General features: G+C 63.2%; 20 protein-coding genes. 11 read left to right on the top strand and 9 right to left on the bottom strand.

The genetic code is table 11. The annotated features are described in order from the left end of the window. The first annotated feature begins 48 nt into the window (after window positions 1-48). Entirely contained in the window at window positions 49-1,422 is a 1,374-nt protein-coding gene (locus AC5RU9_RS03155; RefSeq protein WP_494015279.1) for an MBL fold metallo-hydrolase, read from the top strand. A 3-nt stretch (window positions 1,423-1,425) separates the two neighbouring features. Here the strand turns inward: AC5RU9_RS03155 and AC5RU9_RS03150 are convergent, their stop codons facing one another. The 3 genes from AC5RU9_RS03150 to AC5RU9_RS03140 form a co-directional block, all read right to left on the bottom strand. Beyond that, window positions 1,426-2,106: a FadR/GntR family transcriptional regulator gene (locus AC5RU9_RS03150; protein WP_494015278.1), complete on the bottom strand. Its 681-nt coding sequence runs from the start codon at window positions 2,104-2,106 to the stop codon at window positions 1,426-1,428. Beyond that, window positions 2,103-3,401: an MFS transporter gene (locus tag AC5RU9_RS03145; RefSeq protein WP_494015277.1), complete on the bottom strand. Its 1,299-nt coding sequence runs from the start codon at window positions 3,399-3,401 to the stop codon at window positions 2,103-2,105. The genes AC5RU9_RS03150 and AC5RU9_RS03145 overlap by 4 nt, the downstream gene beginning before the upstream one ends. A gap of 65 nt (window positions 3,402-3,466) precedes the next feature. Beyond that, a complete protein-coding gene (locus AC5RU9_RS03140; protein ID WP_494015276.1) occupies window positions 3,467-4,909 on the bottom strand; it encodes a PucR family transcriptional regulator in 1,443 nt (480 codons plus the stop codon). A gap of 143 nt (window positions 4,910-5,052) precedes the next feature. Here AC5RU9_RS03140 and AC5RU9_RS03135 point away from each other — a divergent pair, with 143 nt between their 5' ends. Both AC5RU9_RS03135 and gabT read left to right on the top strand, forming a co-directional pair. After that, entirely contained in the window at window positions 5,053-6,483 is a 1,431-nt protein-coding gene (locus AC5RU9_RS03135) for a gamma-aminobutyraldehyde dehydrogenase (protein ID WP_211712021.1), read from the top strand. Between the two features lie 28 nt (window positions 6,484-6,511). After that, window positions 6,512-7,867 carry a 4-aminobutyrate--2-oxoglutarate transaminase gene (gene gabT, locus AC5RU9_RS03130; protein WP_211712022.1) on the top strand — a complete coding sequence of 452 codons (1,356 nt, stop codon included), beginning with the start codon at window positions 6,512-6,514 and terminating at the stop codon, window positions 7,865-7,867. 98 nt (window positions 7,868-7,965) lie between these two features. On the opposite strand, the gene AC5RU9_RS03125 is transcribed toward gabT, so the two are convergent. Further along, window positions 7,966-10,377, bottom strand: coding sequence for a polysaccharide lyase 8 family protein (locus tag AC5RU9_RS03125; protein ID WP_494015275.1), 2,412 nt, complete (start codon window positions 10,375-10,377; stop codon window positions 7,966-7,968). Window positions 10,378-10,533: 156 nt separating this feature from the next. Next, complete coding sequence (rarD, locus tag AC5RU9_RS03120) at window positions 10,534-11,589, bottom strand: EamA family transporter RarD (RefSeq protein WP_494015274.1); 1,056 nt, start codon at window positions 11,587-11,589, stop codon at window positions 10,534-10,536. Between the two features lie 116 nt (window positions 11,590-11,705). On the opposite strand from rarD, the gene AC5RU9_RS03115 reads away from it, so the two are divergent. The 6 genes from AC5RU9_RS03115 (at window position 11,706) to AC5RU9_RS03090 (ending at window position 19,452) form a co-directional block, all read left to right on the top strand. After that, on the top strand, window positions 11,706-13,157 hold the full coding sequence (locus AC5RU9_RS03115) for an FAD-dependent oxidoreductase (protein ID WP_494015273.1): 1,452 nt from the start codon (window positions 11,706-11,708) through the stop codon (window positions 13,155-13,157). Window positions 13,158-13,295: 138 nt separating this feature from the next. Continuing rightward, window positions 13,296-14,645 (top strand): GAF domain-containing protein, encoded by a 1,350-nt coding sequence (locus AC5RU9_RS03110; protein WP_494015272.1) that lies wholly within the window; start codon window positions 13,296-13,298, stop codon window positions 14,643-14,645. A 96-nt stretch (window positions 14,646-14,741) separates the two neighbouring features. Continuing rightward, window positions 14,742-16,265 (top strand): acetaldehyde dehydrogenase ExaC, encoded by a 1,524-nt coding sequence (exaC, locus tag AC5RU9_RS03105; protein WP_494015271.1) that lies wholly within the window; start codon window positions 14,742-14,744, stop codon window positions 16,263-16,265. A gap of 37 nt (window positions 16,266-16,302) precedes the next feature. Further along, window positions 16,303-17,313 carry an alcohol dehydrogenase AdhP gene (adhP, locus tag AC5RU9_RS03100; RefSeq protein ID WP_494015470.1) on the top strand — a complete coding sequence of 337 codons (1,011 nt, stop codon included), beginning with the start codon at window positions 16,303-16,305 and terminating at the stop codon, window positions 17,311-17,313. After that, entirely contained in the window at window positions 17,313-17,741 is a 429-nt protein-coding gene (locus AC5RU9_RS03095; protein ID WP_494015270.1) for a DUF779 domain-containing protein, read from the top strand. The genes adhP and AC5RU9_RS03095 overlap by 1 nt, the downstream gene beginning before the upstream one ends. 157 nt (window positions 17,742-17,898) lie before the next feature. Then, window positions 17,899-19,452, top strand: coding sequence for an amino acid permease (locus AC5RU9_RS03090; protein WP_494015269.1), 1,554 nt, complete (start codon window positions 17,899-17,901; stop codon window positions 19,450-19,452). 112 nt (window positions 19,453-19,564) lie between these two features. Here AC5RU9_RS03090 and AC5RU9_RS03085 read toward each other — a convergent pair whose 3' ends face one another. From AC5RU9_RS03085 to AC5RU9_RS03070, 4 genes are all read right to left on the bottom strand, one after another. Further along, complete coding sequence (locus AC5RU9_RS03085) at window positions 19,565-20,200, bottom strand: DUF2461 domain-containing protein (protein ID WP_494015268.1); 636 nt, start codon at window positions 20,198-20,200, stop codon at window positions 19,565-19,567. A gap of 113 nt (window positions 20,201-20,313) precedes the next feature. Continuing rightward, window positions 20,314-21,795, bottom strand: coding sequence for a catalase (locus AC5RU9_RS03080; protein ID WP_211712031.1), 1,482 nt, complete (start codon window positions 21,793-21,795; stop codon window positions 20,314-20,316). A 14-nt stretch (window positions 21,796-21,809) separates the two neighbouring features. Further along, window positions 21,810-22,289, bottom strand: a complete 480-nt coding sequence (locus AC5RU9_RS03075; protein ID WP_494015267.1) for a Fur family transcriptional regulator — start codon at window positions 22,287-22,289, stop codon at window positions 21,810-21,812. A gap of 30 nt (window positions 22,290-22,319) precedes the next feature. Then, window positions 22,320-23,090 carry a hypothetical protein gene (locus AC5RU9_RS03070; protein ID WP_494015266.1) on the bottom strand — a complete coding sequence of 257 codons (771 nt, stop codon included), beginning with the start codon at window positions 23,088-23,090 and terminating at the stop codon, window positions 22,320-22,322. 86 nt (window positions 23,091-23,176) lie between these two features. Here AC5RU9_RS03070 and AC5RU9_RS03065 point away from each other — a divergent pair, with 86 nt between their 5' ends. Both AC5RU9_RS03065 and htpX read left to right on the top strand, forming a co-directional pair. Beyond that, window positions 23,177-24,448: an MFS transporter gene (locus tag AC5RU9_RS03065; RefSeq protein ID WP_494015265.1), complete on the top strand. Its 1,272-nt coding sequence runs from the start codon at window positions 23,177-23,179 to the stop codon at window positions 24,446-24,448. A gap of 104 nt (window positions 24,449-24,552) precedes the next feature. Beyond that, the gene (gene htpX / locus AC5RU9_RS03060; RefSeq protein WP_494015264.1) at window positions 24,553-25,422 is read left to right on the top strand and encodes a zinc metalloprotease HtpX; all 870 of its coding nucleotides are present in this window, start codon (window positions 24,553-24,555) and stop codon (window positions 25,420-25,422) included. Window positions 25,423-25,515 lie beyond the last annotated feature (93 nt).

The following is a 25,515-nucleotide window of genomic DNA, read 5'->3' as shown; positions in this document are numbered from 1 at the left end:
GGCTTCCGGATGGGCCCTAAGTGACCCCGCGTTGTTTTATGGTGGGGTATGGACGTCGTGGTCATCGAGACACCCCAGCTGGGGGACCGCAGCTACCTTGTGCACGATGGCACGGTGGCGTTGGTAATTGACCCCCAACGGGACATTGACCGTGTTGAAGCCGCAGCCTCAGCTGCGGGGGTGCGGATCACTCATGTGGCCGAAACCCACCTCCACAACGACTACGTCACAGGCGGCCTGGTCCTGGCGGAGAAGCACGGCGCCGACTACCTGGTGAACGCCGAGGACGACGTCTCTTTCACCCGCGTCCCTGTCACGGGCGGCCAGGTCCTTCGCATCGGCCGGCTGTCCGTCAGGGTGGTGGCGACCCCGGGGCACACCCACACGCACCTCTCGTACGTGGTTACCGATGACGCGCACGACGGGGGCCCTGAGGCCGTGTTTTCCGGCGGCAGCCTGCTCTACGGTTCAGTGGGACGGACGGACCTGGTCTCGGCACATGACACAGCTGCGTTGGCGCATGAGCAGTACGCATCGGTCCGGCGCTTAGCCTCCCAAGCCAGCCCTGACGCGGCGTTGTACCCTACACACGGCTTTGGCTCGTTTTGTTCGATCGGCCCCGCCAGCCACCAGGACTCGTCCACTCTGGGTGAGCAATCCGAGTCCAACCACGCCCTGACGGACCCCAGCGAGGACCACTTCGTCTCAGAGTTGCTGGCAAACATCACGGCCTATCCCGCGTACTACGCCCACATGAGCCCACTCAACGCGGCCGGGGTTGGGCCGGCGGCGTTGGATGTGCCGGACTCCGTGGATGCCGGGGAGCTGGGCCGGCGTTTGAGGTCAGGGGAGTGGGTTGTGGACCTCCGGCACCGGGTGGCATTCGCGGACAGCCACCTGGACGGCAGCGTGAGCTTCGAATACGGTCGCGGGGACAACTTCACCAGCTACCTCGGTTGGGTCATCCCGTGGAACCAGCCGCTAACTCTGTTGGGCCCACTGGACGAGGTTGAGAAGGCGATCCGTGATCTGGCGAGAATCGGCATCGAAAGTCCGGATGCCGCCGTCGGGCCTGGCATTGAACTGCTGCGGACTGTGGCGCCAGGGCATCCGCAGGCGTCCTATCCGCACGGCGACTGGAACCTGCTGCTCCAGAAGAGAGCGAAGGAGGACGTGGTGCTGGACGTTCGGCGGCCCGAAGAATTCGGGGCCTCACACGTCAAAGGAGCCCTCAACATTCCCGTCTACGCGCTCCTTGGAAAGATGACAGGCATCCCCGACGCGAAGATCTGGGTGCATTGCGCCACGGGTTACCGCGCGAGTATTGCCGCAAGCCTGTTGGGTCGTGCTGGACGTGATGTGGTGCTCATTGATGCCAGGTTCAAGGACGCAGCCGACGCGGGGGTCGAAACCGTGCCGTAAGGCTTACGGCTGGGTCTGGTCCGCGCAAAAATCGAGGTTGCGGTACACGCTGCTCACCGCAGCGTCGGGATCGTGGGCTTCCAACGCATCCACCAACTCGTCATGCCCTTCGCGGGGAATGCCATTGAAGCCGCCCTTGCGCTGCTGGCGGAGGAGATCGTTGTGGAAGACGCCGCCGAACGAGACGTACAACTGGTGAAGCAGGGGGTTTCCCGAAGCCACGGCCACACGTTCGTGGAACTCCCAGTCCGCCCGTGCCCACGTGGGGTAGTCCTCGGCCTGCCAGGCGTCATGCCGCAGCGCAAGGAGCCGGCGCATCTCGGCAAGGTCCTCCGCGGTGGCGTGCTTCGTGGCAAGGCGGGCGGCCTGCGTATCCAAGCCGAGACGGACCTCCACGATGTGTTCCTGGGTGTGCTCCAGGTACATGCGCTGGGCCGCGCCGGACATCTCGCTGTTGGCGCGGACGTAGGTGCCATCGCCGCGGCGGACCTCAAGCATGCCCGAGTGCGCCAGCGCCTTGATGGCTTCCCGCAGCGTTCCGCGGGAAACGCCCAGCGAGGCCATGAGTTCGGGCTCCGCCGGAATGCGCTGTTGAAGCGGCCACTCGCCGGACTTGATCATGTCCCGCAGCTTGGCCGTGACCTCCTCGGCCAAGGCTGGGCGATGCGAAGGGGTCAGGGTCATACTGTCCTCGGTCCGGTCTTGGTGGCAGTTCGCTTGCTGGTGAGCATGTGGCAGGTGACCATGAGTGCCACAGCCACGATCGACAGCAGGCTCAGGGGCAGCACCCAGCCGCCAGTGGCGCTGTGGAGGAGTCCCATGCCAAAGGGACCCACTGCCGCTATCAAGTATCCCAGTGATTGGGCGACGGTGGAGAGCGCGGTGGTTTCCGCCGTCGAACGTCCGCTGCGGCTGATGATCACCAGGACCAGCGGGAAGATGCCCAAGCCAAAACCGAAAAGCACAGCCGGCACGACTGCCAAGGATGTCGGCAGCCAAATCATGGCCGCGATGGCCAACAGGGTGGAGCTGCTGGCGAGGTACAGTGCGGGGCGCAGCATGCCCGGCCTGGAGCCGAACGCGAGCAGGATCATGCCTGCAGCGACGGAGACCAGCTGCATCACGCCGAACTGCAGGCCGCTCTCGGAAGCGCTGAGGCCCTGTGAGGTCAGGATGTAGGCGAACCAGCTCATCACGGCGTAGGCGAGGAAGGCCTGGAACGTGAAGATCGCCGTGATCAGGATGCCAAGGCGGGTGCGCAGGAGCGGCCACATGGACACGCGGGGGCGTTCGGTCTTGGTGCTGTTGCGGTGGGTGTGCAGGACCATGGGCAGGAATCCCAGGAGGGCGGCGACGCCCAGCAGGCCCCAGGCGGCAAGGCCCATCGAGGGTGAGCCGAGCTGTTGGGACAGGGGGACGCTGACCGCGGCCGCGAAGGTGGCGCCTCCCGACATGGTGAAGGTGTAGAGGCCGGTCATCATGGAGGTGCGCTCGGAGTAGTGCTCCCGGATGAAGGACGGCATTGCTACGTTGCAGACAGCCAGGCCGGACATTGCCAGCACCGTTCCACCGAGCAGGGCGCCGGTCACGGGAACACCGCGAACCAACAATCCTCCAGCCAGCAACGCCAAGGCGATGGCGATGGCCTTCTCAACACCAACGCGGCGCGTAAGCCACGAGGTCCCCATCCCCGCAACGGCAAAGCAGAGCAAGGGAATGGACGGAAGGATGGACGCAACCAAGGCGCCGTAGCCCAGGACCTGCTGCAGCTCGTGGAACAAGGCGGCGGCGCTGGTAATACCGGCGCGGAGATTCAGGCCGATAAGGACCACGGCAACAATGCCGACGACGGCCACGACGCGCGTCTTTGGAACTGCCTGGCTCGCCGCACTCGCCGAAGACACCGAACTAGCAGCGTCAGCGGGGGAGATCGTAGGGATATTTCCTGTCGAGGGAGTCAAAGGGGTCGTCGCAGCCATAACTAAAGGTTAGACGTTTGACGTCTAATGTCCAGACTTCTGTGGCGAACCTCTCCACGACGGTCCTACCTCGGGTTCCGCGACCCCAGCCGCTGGACGGCCAGCGCCAGCCAGAGCTGAACGCGATCCTGCGTCTGGGAAGGGTCGTAACCCGTGAGCTCAGTGATCTGCGCCAGCCGGTAGCGGACGGTGTTCCGGTGCAGGGTAAGGGCTTCGGCCACGGCTGCCACCGAGCCGTTGTGGTTGAGGTAGCTTTCCAAAGTGGCTACCAGCTCGGCTCCATGTGCGGCATCGAACTTCCGCAGCGGCGTGAGGGATTCACTGGCCATGTCGGCGAGGGGCACATCCTCGCTGGCGAGCAACAGCGACGTCAGGCTCAGCCGTTCCGGTTCGTTGACCGGCAAGCCGTGCGCCACGGCGTCGCGCGCTTCAAAGTAGCTCCAGCGCAGGCCGTTCGGCTTCGTGTAGGCGCCCCCGATACCAATCACGGCATGGATGCCGGCCTCCTGCAGGTGGTCGCTGAGGCTCTTGGCCAGGGCGGTGGCCGAGCTGCAGTCGTCGCTGATCACCGTGACCAGGTCCTTCCCGACGACGGCGCTGACGCCGGCTTCCAGCGCTTGGGGGAGCGAGATGCTGATCAGCTGTTTGTGGTGGGCCGTGGACTCCGCCACCAGCACCACGTTCTTCCGGGTGCTGTTGATGCCTACCCCTGCCAGGCGGCGGGCCGCTTCAATGGTTTCCAGGGTGCCGTGAATGACGTCGTCCAGCACCTGACCTGCCATGGCCCGTTGCGACTGGCGCTGCTTGACCATGTTGTTGAGCTCCACGCTGATCAGGTTCTGCGCATAACTCACAATCCCGGAGTCCACGAAAGGCTGGCGCAACCACAGCGTGCAGGCATCCCTGCGGCCGGTGGGAATCGGGTACGAAGCCCAGCCATCCGCCGTCGGCGCCGGTTTCCCAGCCACGCTGTTGTAGAGCTGGGCACTGAACTGGGTCAGCACCACATCGGTGCGGAGCATGCTGCCCAGCTGCTTGAGGAGCTCGTTGAGCCCACCGCCTGTGAGGAGCGAGCGGGCCAGGATCTGGTGCCCGGCCAAAAGGCGTTCGAGGTTGGAATAGTGGTCCGCGGAGTGCGACTCGGCCACGAGTTTGCCGATGGCGATGAACGGGATCTCGTAAGGTATCTCCACCAGCGGCAATCCCCAGCGGTTGGCCTCGGCGATGAGGGCCTCCGGGACAGACTCGTGGGTCAGTCCGATGCCGAAACCGATTCCGACGGCACCGGCGCGTTGGGCCTGACGCACGAAACGCCGCTGGTCCGCGGCGCTCTTGAGGCGCAAGCCCGTGGTGAGGACCAACTCGCCGCCGCTCAGGAAGCGCTGGGGATCCTCCAACTCCGTCACCGCAACCCAGCTGATGTCCTGGTTGAGGGTGGTCTCGGCAAGGCCGGCCTGGCGGAGTTTGAGGGAGGGGACAGCGACGAGCGAAGCGAGGGACATTGCCATGGATAAAGGGTAACCCGACGCTGGGCAAGCGCACTAAGGGAGGGGGTCGTCTGTGTGCAGCTGACTATTCCTTGGACCCCCTCCCTGGCATAGGCTCTGATCAGCTAAACCCATGCCCAGACACCGAAAGAGGGTTGCACGCCGTGGTTCAAACCTTGCAGAACTTCATCAATGGCGAATTCGTTACGCCGGCAGGTACAGGTCTCCTGGACATCGTCAATCCTGCCACCGGCGACATCGTTGCCAAGTCGCCCATTTCGGTCCAGGCCGACGTGGATGCCGCCATGACCGCAGCCAGTGACGCGTTCAAGTCCTGGAAGAAGGCCACCCCTGGCCAGCGCCAGCTCATGCTCCTCAAGCTCGCGGACGCAGTAGAGGCCCACAGCGACGAACTCGTCGAAGCGCAGCACCGCAACACCGGACAGGTCCGCTCCCTGATCGCATCCGAGGAAATCGCTGCAGGCGCAGACCAGCTCCGCTTCTTCGCCGGTGCTGCACGCATCATGGAAGGCAAGTCAGCGGGAGAGTACTTCGAAGGCCACACTTCCTACGTGCGCCGCGAACCCATCGGCGTCGTGGCCCAGGTTGCCCCGTGGAACTACCCGTTCCTGATGGCCATCTGGAAGATCGGCCCCGCACTGGCCGCCGGCAACACCGTCGTCCTGAAGCCCTCGGACACCACGCCGGAATCCACCCTTGTCCTGGCCCGCCTCGCCGGCGAGATCTTCCCCGCGGGCGTGCTCAACGTCGTCCTCGGCACCGGTGAGACCGGCGCAATGATGGTTGACCACAAGGTCCCGGGCCTGGTTTCCATCACCGGCTCCGTCCGCGCCGGCATCGCCGTCGCCAGCGGCGCAGCCAAGGGCCTCAAGCGTGCCCACCTGGAACTTGGCGGCAAGGCTCCGGCCATCGTCTTCAAGGATGCCGACATCAAGAAGAGCGCCGCGGCCATCGCCGAGTTCGCCTTCTTCAACGCCGGCCAGGACTGCACTGCCATCACCCGCGTTCTGATCGAAGACTCGGTCCACGACGACGTCGTGGCAGCAATGGTGGAGCACACCAAGACCCTGCACACCGGTTCGCAGAACGACGAAGACAACTACTTCGGTCCGCTCAACAACGTGAACCACTTCAACGCCGTGACCTCCGTGGTGGAGCACCTCCCGGAGAACTGCAAAATCGAAACCGGTGGCCACCGCGCAGGGGAGAAGGGCTTCTTCTTCGAGCCCACCATCATCTCCGGCGCCAAGCAGAGCGACGACATCGTGCAGAAGGAAACCTTCGGACCGGTCATCACCGTCCAGAAGTTCAGCACCGAAGAAGAAGCGATCGAACTGGCCAACGACGTCGAATACGCCTTGGCTTCCAGCGTCTGGACCACCGACCACGGCACTGCCATGCGCATGAGCCGCGACCTGGACTTCGGTGCAGTCTGGATCAACACCCACATCCTCCTCACGGCAGAGATGCCGCACGGCGGCTTCAAACAGTCCGGCTACGGCAAGGACCTCTCCATGTACGGCGTCGAGGACTACACGCGCATCAAGCACGTGATGTCTGCACTCGACGCGTAACCCGGCTTCCCAGAAAGGCAACCACCCCATGACCACTACCGCGAACGAACTCTCGTACCGCATCGAGCAGAAGCGCAACATCAACGGCGCCTTCCCCGGCCCCAAGTCGCAGGCACTGGCAGAGCGCCGCTCCGCCGTCGTTGCTGCCGGCGTCGCCTCCGGCGTCCCCGTTTACGTTGAAGACGCCGACGGCGGCATCATCCGCGACGTCGACGGCAACTCCTTCATCGACCTCGGCTCCGGCATCGCCGTGACCAGCGTCGGTGCGTCCGACCCCGCCGTCGTCGCCGCTGTCCAGGAAGCTGCTGCACACTTCACGCACACCTGCTTCATGGTCACCCCGTACGAGGGCTACGTTGCAGTTGCCGAGCAGCTCAACCGCCTCACCCCGGGCGATCACGCCAAGCGCACCGTGCTGTTCAACTCCGGCGCTGAAGCCGTGGAGAACGCCGTCAAGGTTGCCCGCCTGGCTACCGGTCGCGACGCCGTGGTTGCTTTCGACCACGCCTACCACGGCCGCACCAACCTGACCATGGCCCTCACCGCCAAGGCCATGCCGTACAAGACCAACTTCGGCCCGTTCGCGCCCGAGGTCTACCGCATGCCCATGAGCTACCCGTTCCGTGAAGAGAACCCGGAAATCACGGGCGCCGAGGCTGCTAAGCGCGCCATCACCATGATCGAGAAGCAGATCGGTGGCGACCAGGTTGCCGCGATCATCATCGAACCCATCCAGGGCGAGGGCGGCTTCATTGTCCCGGCCGAAGGCTTCCTCCCGGCATTGTCGGCATGGGCCAAGGAAAAGGGCATCGTCTTCATCGCCGACGAGGTCCAGTCCGGCTTCTGCCGCACGGGCGAATGGTTCGCCGTTGACCACGAAGGTGTTGTCCCGGACATCATCACCATGGCCAAGGGCATCGCTGGCGGCCTCCCGCTGTCCGCGATCACCGGCCGCGCCGACCTGCTCGACGCCGTTCACCCGGGCGGCCTCGGCGGCACCTACGGTGGCAACCCGGTCGCTTGCGCAGCAGCACTGGCAGCCATCGACACCATGGAGCAGCACGACCTCAACGGCCGCGCCCGCCACATCGAAGAGCTCGCCCTGGGCAAGCTCCGCGAACTGGCAGCCGAAGTTTCCGTGGTTGGCGACGTCCGTGGCCGTGGCGCCATGCTCGCCATCGAACTCGTTCAGGCCGGCTCCAAGGAACCGAACCCCGAGCTCACCAAGGCCGTTGCCGCAGCCTGCCTCCAGGAAGGCGTCGTTATCCTGACCTGTGGCACCTACGGCAACGTCATCCGCCTGCTCCCGCCGCTGGTCATCAGCGACGAGCTGCTCATCGACGGCCTCGAGGTCCTCGCCGCAGCCATCAAGGCCCACGCGTAAGGGCTGTTTTCCGCCGCAAGAGGCGGGCCGGGGTTTCACTTCCCCGGCCCGCCTCTTTTGCGCGGGCGCCTTCCCGGCACTACGACGGCGGCGCTTACCTAGGTGGCGAGTGTCAGGTTTTTCTGGTGGCCGTGTCCGTCGAGCTGGACCTCAATGGTGTTGCCAGCGATGAGCGCAGCGCCGGCATCCGCCTGGACCACGGTGTTCCACGAACCGGGAAGCGTCACCCGCACCGAAGCCTGCGACCGTGAGGGATCTGCTACGGACACGGTGAGCTTGTCACCGACCTGGCGCACGGCAACGCTGCACGGTCCGGACGCCGTGTATCCGCCGCCGGAGCCCGCAGCGAAGAAGTTGGCCATGACCAGTCTGTCTTTGCCGGACTCAACCATCTGGACCTCCGCCGAGTTGGCAAGGACCCTTACGCCAGGGTTGGCGGACTGGGAGAACGTGGTGGAATGATCGGCGGCAGGCAGGATCATGTAGGCGTAGCCCGATCCCACAGGGTCAACGCCGTGGCGATGCGTGATGGTCACATAATCCCTGGTGACAGGATCCGTGCTGCCGCCGGTGTCTGCGCCTGAATTTATGTCGAACCAGGTCCCTGACCGGCGGACCACAGCAACGTCGGGTGTACCGGTAAGCCCTGGTGCATCAAGGATGACGTACCCACCGTGGCCTTCAAGATGAACGGATCGTTTGACAGCTACGGGAGCCTCTCCGGGGGCCAGGGTGCGGTTCCGGGAATCCGTCCGGACAGCCGGGACGGAACCCGGGGCAAAGGACCTGTTCTCGATGGCGGTCTGCACCGCAGCTCCGCCCGTCCCGGTAATGCCCGCGCCGAGGCACACCACGGCATCATCCAGGAAGAACCAGGACTTCCGGCCCGAGAGAGTCTTGTTGTGGTTCAGGTGGTCCATGCCGACGATGCCCCAACGGCCGTCCACCGTGAGGCCACCAGCGAATGCCTGGAAAGCGCGGGGGATTCCGGTTCCCGCGCCGCCGGCGCCGCTGGCACGTACTTGATCGTTAACGGTGGTCCCGGGCAGTGCGTAGGGGTCCACAGTGGGCCAGAAGTCTGCGCTGAACTGTGAAGGGTCTTCCCGGGTGTAGAGGAACGTCATGCCATCGCCCTGGTACCAACCGAGGTTGTTTTCACTGTTGCCCCACTCGTAGCGGCCTATCCGCTTTGAGGAAAGGTTCACCGTGCAGCCCCACTGCGGTCGGTGGTGGACCAATCGGTCCTGATCAGCAAACATACGGCTGTAGACGGGGGCTGGGACACCGACCACCGCTGAATCGGAAAGCACGCCAAGGGACAGCAACGACTTTGCCAGGCTCTGGGTTGGGTGGCCGACGAGCTTCTGGTCTGCGCAGCGTTCCAACCAGCCCTTGGCCAGAGCCAGGAACCGTGAACGGTACGGCTCCTCGCAGCCTGGCGCCAGCAGCAGGACCGCTGAGATCAGGCCAAAGCCGCTGACGTAGTCGGGTTCGCGCTGACGTGAGACTGCACGTCCCCTGACGGTGTCCATGATCCGTCCGTCCCACACGAAGGGCGCATACGTGTCCTCTACAGCGTCAAGGAGTACCGAACGCTTGGGGTCGTTCACCGACCACGTGCTTCCACCCAGCATCGCAACGATTTCCGCGATTCCAGCCAAGGCAACCACGCCGTAGGTTCCTGCGTACGGCAAGTAAGAGTGCTGAACATAGGAGCCATCGGCGTAGAAGCCGTCGCCGCTGGTGACGTAGGTGAAAACACTATTGGTTCCGCCGCGGACTGTATCGCTCAGGGCATCCCGGCCCAAGGCAATCTCGTCCGGTTTGTTATCCAGGATCCCCCGCATGCAGCAGGCCAGCGACTTGTCCACGCGATTTGCACCGGTCTCTGGCAGGGACGTAGCACGGCCGCGCCAGTTTGGGTTGGGTGCGAACCACCGGACAGCAGCCAACAGGGACGTCCGCAGGGCTTCGGGAACTTCAGCATGAAGGAGCGTCAGGATGTCGACGGTCTTGCGCGGGACGCCGATTTCCCAGAACCACCAGTTGCCCGCTGCCTTGGTGGACGGCTTGTAGGCCGTGTCATTCAGGAGTTGCAAGCCGGCAACAATGTCAGCAGCCAGTGCCGGATTTCCAGCGTGGGGATTGCCCGCCACCGAGTATCCCAGGGCCATGTCGTAAAGGCGGTTGAAGTGCAGGCCCATATTTCCGGTTGCAGCCGTGGACTGACCGATGCCAGTCAGTGGAATGTCGGCCCACAAGGTTGTCCGGGAGGATGCCTTGTCCATGGCGGACCACCATTTTTCGGTGGTCTGGCCCATGCCTTCAAGCTGCGACGCCAGTTCCGGGATGCCCACGGCGCTCTGGCCACCTGTGAGGACCAGCCGCCGTCGATCAATGAGTTCCAGCAGCCCGGCGTCGGTGGCGGCAAACGAGGTGCCAGCCTGGGAAAGCAGGACTCCGGCCAGGGCTGCCACACCTCCTGCCCGGAAAAGGGTCCTGCGGCTCACTGTGGGTCCATTGAAGTTCAAAACTGCTCCGTTCAGACTGCGGGGGTGCGGTGGGGTGGACATTGCGGTGAAAGTTTCCGCAACTTTATGTCCGGCTCCACGGCCCCTCAACAGAAATGAACAAAACTGCTCACCATGCCCAGAACCGCACGGACCCTACATGTGTGATGCCTCGAGTCGGGCTTTCTTCTTGAGCACGGAGTTTTTCCGCGTCGTCCGGAGCATGTCAATGGTCAGCAGCACCAGGGCGAGCCACACCACGCAGAAGCCGATCCAGCGGGCCGTGGTCATGGTCTCGTTGAAGACTGTCAGGGCCACAATGAACTGGAGGATCGGCGCGAAGTACTGAAGCAGACCTATGGTGGTCATAGGCAGACGGCGGGCCGAGGCGCCGAAGAAAAGCAGGGGCACGGCCGTGATGACACCCGACGCCACCAGCAACCAGAAATGCCCGGACCCGTGAGTGGTCAGTGTGGCGGCGCCCGATACGCCCAGGACAACCATGGTGATCGCGGCAAACGGCGCCAGCACCACCGTTTCAACCGACAAACTCGTGAGCGCATCAACCTTGGGTCCGACACGCTTTTTCACGAAGCCGTACAAGCCGAAACTGAAGGCAAGGATCAGGGCGATCCAGGGAAGCTGTCCGTAGGAGAACGTCAGGACGCCCACCGCGACGAAGCCAATACCTACCGCCGCCCACTGGAGGGGACGCAGTTTTTCCTTCAGGACGAAAACGCCGAGCAGGACCGATACCAGCGGATTGATGAAGTACCCCAACGACGTTTCAACGGCATGCCCGGTGGTCACGCCGAACGTGTAGGTGAGCCAGTTGATGGCGATCAGTACGGCCGCCAAGGCCAACGGTCCAAAGACGGAGCGGTCTTTGACTGCGGCACCGAAAACCCGCCAGGCCCGTGTGATGGTGATCAGCAGGGCGCAGAAAATCAAGGACCAGACGACCCGGTTGGCGACGATCTCCAGAGCACTGGCCGGCATCAGGATGAAGAAGTAGAGCGGGAGCAGCCCCCACAGCCCGTAAGCGCCAATGCCGAACAGGATGCCCGCCGTCGACTCGCTCCTCACCGGTTTACCGGTGCCGCCGCCCCTGCCACCCGCCGTCGTTGACGCAGTTGCTGAGGAACTTGAGATGATCTGATCCGGAGTCGACACAATGTCGCCAACACCGCCGATGGACGCAATATTCCGCAATCTTTATGAATTTCTGTGACTCCTGCCATATAAGCCGCCGGGCGTAGGGTCGACATCTAGAATTGAACCCTGCGCGCCCAACAACGGCGTGGCTCACTGCTTCGGAAGGGCTTACGGTGTCAAACTCAGCCGCAACCAATCGTCCGTTACGCGTTGCCATTGTGGGCGCTGGCCCAGCCGGTGTTTACGCCGCGGACATCCTGACCAAGTCCAACGAGGTCAAGGACGGTGAGGTTGAGGTCAGCATCGATCTCTTCGAGGCCTACCCCGCACCGTACGGCCTGATCCGCTATGGAGTTGCCCCCGACCACCCCCGGATCAAGGGCATCGTCAACGCTTTGCACAAGGTGTTGGACCGTGGCGACATCCGCTTCCTGGGCAACGTGACCTACGGCCGCGACCTGACCCTCCATGATTTCCGTGCTTTCTATGACGCCGTGATTTTCTCCACCGGTGCCATCAAGGACGCGGACCTGAACATCCCCGGCGTCCACCTGGACGGTTCCTTCGGCGGCGCCGATTTTGTGTCCTGGTACGACGGCCACCCCGATGTTCCCCGTGAATGGCCCTTGGATGCCAAGGAGATCGCGGTCATCGGCAATGGCAACGTCGCCCTCGACGTTGCCCGCATGCTGGTCAAGCACCCGGAAGAGCTTTTGGTCACCGAGATTCCGGACAACGTGTACGCCGGGCTCAAAAAGTCGCCCGTCACCGATGTCCACGTGTTCGGGCGCCGCGGTCCTGCACAAGTGAAGTTCACCCCGTTGGAACTGCGGGAGCTTTCACACTGCAAGGACGTGGACATCGTGCTTTACCCGGAGGACTTCGAGTTCGACGACGCCTCCGATGAAGCAATCCGGAGCAACAACCAGATCAAGACCATGGTCAACACCATGACCAACTGGCTGGTGGAGGAGCACGCCGAGTCCGAGCAACCTTCCTCGCGACGCCTTCACCTGCACTTCCTGCACAGCCCCGTGGAAATCCTGGACTCACCTGAGACTCCAGGCAAGGTCTCCGGAATCAAGTTTGAGCGCATGGAGCTCGATGGCACCGGCAACGTCAAGGGCACGGGCGAGTTCATCGAGTACCCGGTCCAGTCGGTCTACCGCGCCATCGGCTACCACGGTTCGCCGTTGGAGGAACTTGAGTACGACGCCCGCCGCGGTGTCATCCCGAACGACGGCGGTCGCGTCCTGGACGCGGACGGCAACCACGTCCCGGGCATCTACGCGACTGGCTGGATCAAACGTGGCCCCGTGGGCCTGATCGGCCACACCAAGGGCGATGCCCTGGAGACCATCGGCTTCCTCCTTGAAGACCGGCTCACGCTGCCCCCGGCAGAAAACCCGGATCCGCAAGCCATCATCGACCTCCTTGAAGAGCGCGGAATCGAATACACCACCTGGGAGGGCTGGAACCGGCTGGATGCCCATGAGGCCGCGTTGGGTGCTTCATGGAGCGAAGCTGCAGCCGCGGCTGCCGGCGATGGTTCGGGCGACGGCGTGGTCCGCGAGCGCATCAAGGTGGTCCCGCGCGAGGAAATGGTCCGGATTTCGCGCGGCTGAACTAGGAGTCTTTGTACACCTGGTTGCCCGAAGGGCGTTAGCTGTACAAAAACTCCGGCTACCGAACTAGACTTCTCGGTACTGTGCCGGGCACCGCATCCGCACTGCACACGCACGGCAGCGCACCAGGGGAGTTCGATGAGGAATTCAATCCATCCGCCGGTTCCAGGCGACGCCGCGGAATTGGTTCAGAGGCGTGCGCTGGCGGGCCATGAGCGCCTGAATCACAGCGGCCTTTTGGACGATGAAGGCATCGTTGGCCTGCGTCGCCTGGTCCGGGAGTCGTGGCAGCGTTCTGCAACCCTGCAAGCCAATCCGGACGTCGCGGAGGCGCCCCTTGCGATGGACAGGGACGAACTCGAGGAGTATCGCAGGCAGCATCCGTTGGCTGCGATCATGCCGGTGATCAAGAAGCTCCTGGTCCAACCCAGCCATGACAGTGGTTTGTTGGTGGCGGTAGGCGACGATGTCGGGCGGCTTCTCTGGGTGGACGGCGATCCCGTGATGCAGCGCCGTGCCGAGGGCATGATGTTCGTGGCCGGCGCTGACTGGTCCGAGGCCTCCGTTGGCACCAGCGCCCCCGGAACTGCCTTGGCCCTGGACCGCAGCATCCAGATCTCCGGTGCCGAACATTTCAAACGGTCCGTTCACCCGTGGAGCTGTACCGCCGTGCCGTTCCATGACCCTGATTCCGGTGCCGTGCTGGGCGTCGTGGACATCACAGGCACGGAAACAGCAGTGGCGCCGCACACCCTGTCCCTCGTGGAGGCAACCGTTGCTGCGGCCCAGGCACAGTTGCGCATAGAGCGGCTCCAACTGGCCGCCGCCATTCGGGACAAACCACGACGCCGGAGTTCGCCTTCAACTTCGACCCAAACCACTGGTGCGCTGTACCGGAACAGCTTGCAATTGTTGGGTCGCGATCAGGCGTTGCTGAGCATTGATGGCCGAACCGTCTCCCTGTCAGCACGGCACAGCGAAATCCTGGCGATCCTCGGCAACCACCCTTCCGGTCTGAGCGCCGACGATCTGTGCGCCCAGTTGTACCCAGGAGACGGTTCTGCAGTGACGCTGCGCGCCGAGATGGTGCGGCTCCGCAAGGTCCTCCACGGGCTCAGCCCCGATGCTGTTCCCGAATCCCGTCCCTACCGCTTGCCCGTGGAATTGCTCCCGGATTCCGGACAGGTCCTCAGCTGCCTTCAACGCGGCGCCCACCGGATTGCCCTGGAAATCTACCAAGGTGCCGTTCTTCCGCGGTCGGAGGCGCCCGGCGTCGTGCAGTTGCGCGAGCGCGTCTCGCATTTGCTGCGCGAAGCGCTGCTCAGCGACGGCAGCGTCGATTCGCTCCTCAAATATGCGGAGCTGCCCGAGGCGAGGTACGACGTCGACCTGCGCCTTGCCGTCTTGAAGCTGCTGCCGCCGCGCTCGCCCAAGCGGGCCGCCGTCGTGGCCGACCTTGAACGGATCGAAACGGACATGACAGCGTGAGCTGAATCACAGGGTTGCAACGTAGCTGCAACCTCCCCGCTCCTAGGCTCGGATCAATGGCGACAGCCACCGTGATTCGCAGCAAAGGAGCTAGCAATGACTGTTTACGCACAGCCGGGTGCCGAGGGTTCGAAGGTCACCTTCAAGGACCGCTACGAGAACTGGATCGGCGGCGAGTGGGTAGCCCCCGTCAAGGGAGGCTACTTCGAGAACATCACCCCTGTCACGGGCAAGGCCTTCTGCGAAGTTGCCCGCGGAACGTCCGAGGACATCGAGCTTGCGCTCGACGCCGCCCACAAGGTTGCACCGTCCTGGGGCAAGACCTCAGCCACTGAGCGCGCAGCGATCCTGAACAAGATCGCCGACCGCATTGACGAGAATGTGGAGCTCCTTGCGGTTGCGGAGACCTGGGACAACGGCAAGCCCGTCCGCGAGACCCTCAACGCGGACATCCCCTTGGCCGCTGACCACTTCCGCTACTTCGCCTCTGCTGTGCGAGCACAGGAGGGCCACCTCTCCCAGCTGGATGAGGACACCACGGCTTACCACTTCAAGGAGCCGCTGGGCGTAGTTGGCCAGATCATCCCTTGGAACTTCCCCATCCTCATGGCTGTTTGGAAGCTGGCCCCGGCGCTTGCGGCCGGAAACGCCGTGGTGCTCAAGCCCGCCGAGCAGACGCCAACGTCAATCCTGGTCCTGATGGAACTCATCGGAGATCTTTTGCCGGCTGGTGTGGTGAACGTGGTCAATGGCTTCGGCGTCGAGGCCGGCAAGCCGCTCGCTTCGAGTTCCCGTATCCGCAAGATCGCCTTCACGGGTGAGACCACCACCGGCCGCCTCATCAGCCAGTACGCGTCCAACAACCTCATCCCTGTCACGTTGGAACTTGGCGGCAAGAGCCCCAACATCTTCTTCGACGACGTCGCCGACCAGAACGACGCCTTCTACGACAAGGCGCAGGAGGGCTTCACGCTCTTCGCGTTCAACCAGGGCGAGGTCTGCACCTGCCCTTCCCGGGCCCTGGTCCAGGAAGGTATCTACGACTCCTTCATGGCCGATGTCACGGCCCGGACCAACAAGATAATCCAGGGCAACCCGCTGGATACGGATACCCAGGTTGGTGCCCAGGCATCGAATGACCAGCTGGAGAAGATCCTGTCCTACATCGACATCGGAAAGCAGGAAGGCGCCAAGATCCTCACCGGCGGTGCCCGAGCCGAACTGGACGGTGACTTCGCCGGCGGCTACTATGTCCAGCCCACCATTTTCGAAGGCCACAACCGGATGCGCATCTTCCAGGAGGAGATCTTCGGCCCGGTGGTGTCCGTGACCAGGTTCAGCGACTACAACGACGCCATCGGCATCGCCAACGACACCCTCTACGGTTTGGGTGCCGGCGTCTGGTCGCGCAACGGAAACGTCGCCTACCGCGCAGGCCGGGAAATCCAGGCCGGCCGCGTGTGGATCAACAACTACCACGCCTACCCGGCTGGTGCCGCTTTCGGCGGCTACAAGTCCTCAGGCATCGGCCGTGAAAACCACGCGATGATGCTGGACCACTACCAGCAGACCAAGAACCTCCTGGTCAGCTACAACGAGAACAAGCTGGGCTTCTTCTAAACAAGTCATCGATCAAAGGAGATCGTCAATGAGCACCATGCAAGCAGCAGTGGTAACCGAGTTTGGAACCGACCTTACGGTCAAGGAAGTTGAACGGCCGACGCCGGGTCCCGGCCAAGCGCTGGTCCGCCTCATCACGTCGGGGGTATGTCATACGGACCTGCACGCCGCCGAAGGCGACTGGCCGGTCAAGCCCACGCCACCTTTTATCCCAGGCCATGAAGGTGTGGGAGAAGTAGTGGCCTTAGGTGAGGGTGTGACAGACGTTGCCGTCGGCGACCTGGTAGGCAACGCCTGGCTGTGGTCTGCCTGCGGAGACTGCCAGTACTGCCGGACCGGGTGGGAAACCCTGTGCGAATCCCAGCAGAACGGTGGCTATAGCGTGGACGGCTCGTTCGGCGAGTACATGCTGGTGGACACTCGATTTGCTGCCCGCATTCCTGAAGGCTCGGATCCCGTGGAAGTGGCTCCCGTGCTGTGCGCCGGCGTCACGGTCTACAAAGGTCTGAAGATGACCGAGGCCCGGCCGGGCCAGTGGGTCACCATCTCCGGGATCGGCGGACTCGGACACATCGCCGTCCAGTACGCCGTGGCCATGGGGCTGCGCGTGGCAGCCGTGGACATTGCCGACGACAAGCTGGCGCTCGCCAAGGAACACGGCGCAGAGCTGACGGTCAACGCACTGCATGAGGATCCGGCCGAGGTCATCCAGCGGGAAACCGGTGGCTGTCACGGCGTGCTGGTCACGGCTGTGCACCCCTCGGCCTTCGGCCAGGCCATTGGCATGGCGCGTCGCGGTGGAACGATCGTGTTCAATGGGTTGCCGCCGGGAGATTTCCCGGCGCCGATCTTCGAGATCGTCCTTAAGGGCCTCACCGTTCGCGGTTCAATCGTGGGCACGAGGCAGGATCTCGAGGAAGCACTGGAATTCTACGCCCAGGGGAAGATCAAGCCGACGGTCTCCACTCGTGAGCTCTCCGAGGTCAACGCGGTCTTTGACGAAATGAAGCACGCCAAGATCGATGGCCGAGTGGTGCTGAAGTTCTGATGAACCCCAACACGTCCCAGGACATCTTGGAAGCTGCAGTGACGCTGCCCGGGGAAGACTTTTCCCGGGTGGCGCTCACCGCGGTGTCCGTGGAACTGTTGCGGAAGCTGTGGGAGCAGCATGGCCCCCTAATGTTCCATCAGTCCGGTGGTTGCTGCGACGGTTCCGCCCCCATGTGCTACCCGGCCGGGGAGTTCCTAACCGGGGATTCCGATGTCCTGCTGGGCCGGTTCGACATTGGATCCGATGGGCAAGCGCAACCGCTGGAGTTCTGGATGTCCAAGGAACAGTTCGCCTACTGGTCCCACACGCATCTCACTGTGGATGTGGTTCCGGGGCGAGGCAGTGGGTTCTCCGTCGAGTCTCCCGAAGGGAAGCGGTTCCTTATCCGCTCAACGCTCATGGACTGGGACGTGCCCAGCGTTTGATTGGTGTGACGGGGGCTACCTGCCTCCGTCACACCAGCCACAGCAGTCACGGGATTTCCGGGCTCGTCTCACTATCTGGGATAAATATGGCCGTCCATTGGCCGGACACTATCCTTGATGAGTCCTATACCACTCCCATCCAGAATGTGGCATTTTTATGAACATTTTCAGGACCAAGTCGATCGAGCAGTCGATCGCTGATGCCGACGAACCCGGGCGCAAGCTGAAACGCAGCCTCAGCACCTGGGACCTCATGATCATGGGCGTCGCCGTTGCCGTCGGTGCCGGCATCTTCTCCGTTGGTGCCAAGGCCGCCGCAAACTTTGCAGGCCCGGCCGTCACCATCTCCTTTGCCATCGCCGCCGTCACTTGTGCGCTGGCCATCATGTGCTACGCAGAATTCGCTACGGCCATCCCCGTGGCAGGTTCAGCGTATGTGTTCACCTACGCCACCATGGGCGAGGTCCTCGCGTGGATCATCGGGTGGAACCTTATCCTCGAGCTGTTCACGGCCGCTGCGGTTATCGCGAAGTACTGGGGCATCTACCTCAGCACCGTCTTTGGCTTGATGGGCGTGGACATGCCGCCGTCAGTCAGCGTTGGCGGAGTTGACCTTTACTGGGGCGCCTTCCTGATTGTCGCGATCTTCACCGTGCTGCTGGTGCTGGGGACAAAGTTGTCCGCACGCGTCGGCAACGTGTTCACGCTGATCAAGATCGCAGTGGTGCTCTTCGTGATCGTTGTTGGCTTCAGCTATGTGAAGTTCTCCAACTACACGCCCTTCGTCCCGGCCTCGCAGCCCACTGATTCCGGTGCTGCCGATGTCATGAAGCAGTCCTTCTTCGGCTTCCTGACCGGCGCCGCTCCGGCCCAGTACGGAACGCTGGGCGTCTTTGCCGGCGCAGCCCTGGTGTTCTTTGCCTTCATCGGCTTCGACGTGGTGGCAACCTCCGCCGAAGAGGTCAAGAACCCGCAGAAGACCCTGCCGCGCGGCATCTTCGGTGGCCTGGCCGTAGTGACCTTGCTCTACATCCTGGTCTCCCTTGCACTGACCGGCATGGTTTCCTACACGCAATTGGCCGAGGTGAAGAACCCCACCTTGACCACAGCTTTCGAAGCCGTTGGCAACACGGATGCTGCCAAGGTCATTGCGTTCGGCTCCCTGGTGGGCCTGACCACCGTGATCATGGTGCTGCTCATGGGCCTGTCCCGGGTGGTCCTGGCCATGAGCCGTGACGGCCTGCTCCCGCGCTCCTTGTCCAAGACCAGCGACAAGCGCTCCACGCCGGCCCGTCTGCAGATCATCTGTGGCGCCGCAGTGGCCCTGGTGGCCGGTGTAACCAAGGTGGATCTGCTCGAGGAAATGATCAACATCGGCACGCTCTCCGCCTTCGTGATGGTGAGCCTGGGCATCCTGGTGCTGCGCAAGAAGCGCCCGGACCTGAAGCCTGCTTTCCGGGTTCCCTTCGGCAAGGTAGTTCCGTGGATCTCCGCGGTCTTGTGCTTCTACCTCATGACCAACCTGGCCGTGGAAACCTGGATCTTCTTCGCCATCTGGCTGGTTATCGGCATGGTCATTTACTTCGCATATGGCCAGCGGCACTCACGACTCAACGAAAAGTTCGCCTCTGCCAAGTCTGCAGTCAACGGTGCCGCCGGAAGCAACCAGTCCAAGGGCGACGAGGACGAAGACACCTACACCAAGGTCTGACAGACCTACGACTGACCGTCACAGCGGCTGCCTGTCAGACAGCTAAGACGAATCAGCCACAAAAGCGTCCGGGAGCCAGCGGTTTCCGGGCGCTTTTTGGTTGCCCGCCACCCTACGGCGCGGCATGTTCGCTGACCCATTCCACGAGGGGCCTCAGCACCTCCCAACGAGCTGAGATCTCATCCTTGGCGGCGGGAGTGGACAACCACTCCGGCTGGCCCACCTCCACGCCCGCTGACAGTGACTTGTGCTTGAGGAGCTCGGCCCGCGGGTGATCCTTGTCGAAACCGCGGGGTACTGTCTTCAGCTTTTCGCCTTCGATGGCAAAGCCTGAAGCCGCCACGGCATCAATAATGCTCTGCAGCTCTTCACCGCTCGCGGGAGCATCAACTGCCGCCCGGAAACGCGCCAACTGGGCCGGGGTATGGGAGTGGTAACCACCGCCAATCAACAGTCCGTCGGCGCTGATCTGGACGTAGTACCCCACGCCTTCCTGGGTAGCGGCAAAGGCGCCCTGCGCCGTTTTGTAGGGCGACTTGTCCTGTGAGAACCGGACGTCCCTGTTAGGCCGGAAGATCTTTGCCGGCCCGAACTGCGGCTCCAGCTCCGAAAGCAGGGCTGTCAGCGGCTCCTTCACCTCGGCGTCGTACGTTGCTTTATGCTCCAACCACCACTCACGGTTGTTGTTTTCTTCAAGGTCCTCGTAGAAGCGGAATGCGGCCGGGGAAATGCCTTCGAATGTGCTCATGCAAGGATCCTATGAACCACGCGGTCGTCGGAGCCATAGGTGGGAAACGCTATGTGGAAAAAGAAACACCCCGCTGCGGAGATCCGCAACGGGGTGTTCCTGAAGTGCAACGCTTAGAGCTTGTTGGCTGCTTCGGCGTCGGACTCGGTCTGGCCTGCACCGAGGTTGGCGCGGAGCTTGGCACCAAGCTCGGAGTCAACGTTGGTCCAGTACTGGATGGCCCGTTCCTTGATGTCGGCGTTCTTCACGCCGCCAACAGCACCGGTGATGGTGTCCAGGAGGCGGGCCTTGGCGGCGTCGTCGTAGACCTCGCGGTACAGGGTACCGGCCTGGCCGAAGTCGTCGTCCTCAGCGTGCAGGGTGTGGGCGGAGAGGGTGAGCTCGCCGTCGTTCTCCCAGCCGCCTGCGGGTGAGGTGGGCTCGACAGCAGCCGGGCCACCCACGGAGTTCGGTGCGTAAACCGGCGTGGAAGGGGAATTGAACAGGTAGCGTCCCTGTCCGTCCTGGCTGTAATTGTTCACAGCGTTCTTCGGCTGGTTCACGGGGATCTGTGCGTGGTTGGTGCCCACGCGGTAACGGTGTGCATCGGCGTAGGAGAAGATGCGGGCCTGCAGCATCTTGTCCGGGGACGCGGCGATGCCCGGCACGAAGTTCGACGGCGCGAAGGTGGCCTGCTCGATCTGCGCGAAGTAGTTCTCCGGGTTCTTGTTCAGCTCCATGGTGCCCACGTGGATCAGCGGGTAGTCAGAGTGCGGCCACACCTTGGTGAGGTCGAACGGGTTGAACCGGTAGGTCTTGGCGTCTTCGTACGGCATGACCTGGACGTGCAGTTCCCATGAGGGGAAGTTGCCGGCGTCGATGTTTTCCTTGAGGTCGCGGATGTAGAAGTCCGCGTCCGAACCCGCAAGCTCTTCAGCCTGGTCGCCGGTGATGGTCTTGACGCCCTGGTTGGACTTGAAGTGGTACTTGACCCAGAAACGCTCGCCCGCGGCGTTGATCCACTGGTAGGTGTGCGAGCCGTAGCCCTGCATTTCACGCCAGGAAGCCGGGAGGCCGCGGTCGCCCATGAGCCAGGTGACCTGGTGTGCGGACTCGGGGGACAGGGTCCAGAAGTCCCACTGCATGTCGGCGTCGCGCAGGTGGCTGCCCGGGAGACGCTTCTGGGAGTGGATGAAGTCCGGGAACTTGATGCCGTCGCGGATGAAGAAGACGGGGGTGTTGTTGCCCACGAGGTCGTAGTTGCCCTCGGAGGTGTAGAACTTCACGGCGAAACCGCGGGGGTCGCGCCAGGTGTCGGGGGAGCCGTTTTCGCCTGCGACGGAGGAGAAACGGATCAGCATGTCGGTCTCGGCACCCGGCTGCAGGAAAGCTGCCTTGGTGTAAGCGGAGACATCCGAAGTGGTCTTGAACGTACCGAAAGCGCCGCCGCCCTTGGCGTGCACAACACGCTCCGGGACCCGCTCGCGGTTGAACTGTGCGAGCTTTTCCACCAGGTAGTGGTCGGTCAGGATGATGGCACCGTCGGCGCCGACGGACTTCGAGTGCGCGTCGGACGTAACGGGCGCACCTGACTGGGTTGTTGAAATAGCAGTCATTGTTCTCCTTTTTCCTATGTGTGAGTAACGGAAGTTTCAATGGGAAGCTGTTGTTTGGACTGGCAGTCCTGGCAGATGCCCTGGTACAGGACGTCTGCGATCTGGATGGTCATGGGCTTGGAGTTCTCATCCCAGTGCGGTGTGAGGCACGGAGCGTGTCCCACTGCGCAATCCACGTCTTCCACCTTGCCGCAGCTGATACAGACGGCGTGATGGTGGTTGTCACCCACCCGGGTTTCGTAGAGCGCCGGGGAATGCGGTGGTTCGAATCGTCGCAGCATCTGCAAATCCGTGAGGTCGCTGAGCACCACGTAAACCGACTGCGCCGTCAATTCCGGTAGCTCTGCGCGGGCGGCGGCCAGGATTCCCTCCGCAGGGGAGTGCGGATGGTGCTGGACGGCGGCGAGCACTGCCAGACGCTGCTTGGTCACACGCCTGCCGTGGGCATGCAGGGCTGCTGCCCATTCTGCTTGCTCGGCTGTGTGATCGGTCATGCATTCAGTAAAACACTTATTATGAGGAGTTCACAATAAGGCAAGGCTAACTTCGGGTGAACAAAGCAAAGCCTCCAAGGGATTCGCTTCCTCTGCGGCCGATCGTCCCAGCGCATGGACCCGTACCGGGACCCCGTTTCCTGTCGATTCCAGCGCTATGCAGCTGAATCCACTGAGTCCACCAGCCACGGGCAGCGCGCCCAGCGCAGCGCCCACGGCCAAAAGTTCCGCTGGAGAGACATCGCCGATCGATTCCACGGCCCTGATCGGTTGGATCACTGCATGGTTGGGTCCGGAGTCCGTCAATTCAACCAGCGCGCCCGGTTGCAGGACAGGCTCGACGGCGGCACTCGCCCCATCCGGGGATGTCGCCGCCGTTGCCGGTCTGGCGCGCACCAGCACGTCCCTGATCGCATCATCGATCGCTTCCAAACGTGCTAGCGGTTCCCCCGCGCGCCGGTGCGCCGGCAACAACAATTGGTGTCCCGGCGTCGAGGTTTCACCCGGTCCACGCCCGAAGAGGTGGAAGGTGGGTGTGGAGGATTCGGCGACGGGTTCGCCGATGGCAGCACCGAGCGGGTGCCAACGGTAGGTAAACATGATGGGGCAACGGGCAACGCCCAAGACATCGCGGAGTGCCGTCCGGATCAAGTTGTGGCAGAGCAGCCAGTCGGTCGCCGAGGGGTGGGCGAACTCCGTTGAAGGGTCGGACAACCTGAGCAGCACATGGCCGGTGGTAAGGGGATGGCGCGGCCGGGCTATCTCCCAGAAGGCCGAACGGTACAGCAATCGTCGCGACATGACGTGTCAACTCCCTCCCCGGGGTGAGCCTACCAAGCGGGACGGCGGGTGCGGGAGGCAGCCGTCATGCTGGTTAGGGTTGGACGGTGGCGAAACTACTGGCAGACATCACTCCGTTGAAGGAGAGTCCCGCTTTCCGACGACTCTGGCTGGGAGCTTCGGTGGCTGCCATTGGCACCCAACTGACGTTGGTGGCCGTCAGCCTGGAGGTTTACAGGCTGACCCAGGAAAGTTTCTACGTGGGCCTCCTGGGAATCTTCGCGCTGGTTCCCTTGGTCATTGCAGGGCTCTACGGCGGCTCTATTTCGGATGCCTACGATCGCCGAAAAGTGGCCATCATCGCTTCACTGGTCCTCTGGGCAACCACGGCGGGACTGGCGTTGCAGGCCTGGCTGGAGATTGGCAACATCTGGATCCTCTACGCCCTGGTGGCAATCCAAAGCGGAGCGCAGGGCATCAACGGTCCCGCCCGCAGCGCCATCATCCCGCTCCTTGTCAGGAAGGACCTGCTCCCCGCCGCCAACGCATTGAGCATGCTGACCTTCGGCCTGTCCATGACGGCCGGGCCGCTGTTGGCCGGTGTCCTCGTGGCGACCATCGGGTTTGGTTGGACCTACACCATTGATGTCATCAGTTTCACCTTTGCGCTCTGGGGACTCTTCCGGCTTCCGCCGCTGCCACCGTCCAAGGACGCGGTACGGCCAGGGCTGCGTTCAGTGGTGGAGGGCTTCCGCTTCCTGGGAACCCGGCCCAACGTCCGCATGACCTTTATCATCGACCTCATCGCCATGATCTGCGCCCAGCCCAGGGCGCTCATGCCTGCCATAGGCGCCGTCATGATCGGCGGAGGCGAAACAACGGTGGGCGTGCTGCTGGCGTCCACAGCCGTGGGGGCCTTCCTTGCAGGCCTTTTCTCCGGGCCCCTTGGCCGGGTGCGGAAACAGGGAAGCGCCGTGGTGTGGTCAGTGGTTGGCTGGGGAGCCTCGATTGCCGGATTCGGTCTGGTGGTGCTGCTGGCCGGGGATTCGGGCCGCGGCGGCGTCACGCCATGGTTGCTGCCAGCGGCCCTGTGTTGCGCGCTCGCTGGGATCTCCGACTCCATCAGCGCAGTCTTCCGCACCACCATCCTTCAATCAGCTACCCCCGACCATCTGCGTGGACGGCTCCAGGGCGTGTTCATCGTGGTGGTCGCGGGCGGTCCACGGGTAGGCGACATGCTGGCCGGTGGGGTCACCCAGTTCCTCAGCGAAGGCGGTGTGCTGTTGCTCGGCGGCCTCCTGTGCATTGTCCTGGCGTGGCTGGCCTCGCGCATCCAGCCCGGCTTCGTCGCCTACGACGCCAAGCACCCCGTCCCTTAGCTCCGCCAGCGGCAACGCCGACGTAGGCTGATAACGGAACCCGAGGACCGGCGTCGGCGTTAATCCGTACAGAACCCCTTCAAGAGCGGAAGAAAGCGACAACCGTGCATAGACACAACAATGGACTCAAGACTGCAGCGCTTTTCGGCGTGCTGTGGGCCGTTTTGTTGGGGTTGGGCGCCATCATCGCAGCCGGGACCCGCAGCACCACGCCCATCTGGATCATGGCGTTGATCGGCGTGGGCACCACCGCCTACGGATATTGGAACAGCGACAAGATCGCCATCCGTTCCATGGCCGCGTACCCGGTCACCGAAGCGCAAGCACCGCAGCTTTACCAGATTGTTCGTGAGCTGTCCGTGCGCGCCAACAAGCCCATGCCGCGGATCTACCTTTCGCCCACCATGACACCCAACGCTTTTGCCACGGGCCGCAATCCCAAGAATGCCGCCGTCTGCTGCACCGAGGGAATCCTGCATTTGCTTGATGCCCGTGAACTCAGGGGCGTGTTGGGGCATGAACTGATGCACGTGTACAACCGCGACATCCTCACCTCGTCCGTCGCTGCGGCCGTGGCCGGTGTCATTACGTCCGTGGGGCAGATGCTGTTGATCTTCGGCGGCGGCGATCGGCGCAACACCAACCCGCTTGCCACCATTGCCATGGCATTGCTGGCACCGTTCGCGGCTTCACTGATCCAGATGGCTATCTCCCGGACGCGCGAGTACGACGCCGACGAGGACGGCGCCCAGCTGACAGGCGACCCGCTGGCACTCGCCTCGGCCCTGCGGAAGATCGAGTCCGGCGTGAGCCAACTGCCGCTGCCCCAGGACCAGAAGCTGGTCAATGCCTCGCACCTGATGATCGCCAACCCGTTCCGTGGTGGTGGCATGCGGCGGATGTTCTCCACGCATCCTCCGATGAAGGAACGGATCAGCAGGCTGGAGCAGATGGCCGGGCGGCCGCTCTCCTAGTCAGCGCCTGCTCGGCTGCTGGGCCTTGGCTGATCCGTCGCCAACCCGCCGATCCGTTGCTGGCCAACAACGTAATAGCGGGATGGCGACGCA

This window comes from Arthrobacter sp. B0316-5-4 (genome assembly GCF_059090325.1).
Note: the sequence above shows the minus strand (reverse complement) of the source record. Positions and strands in the feature narration are given on the sequence as shown.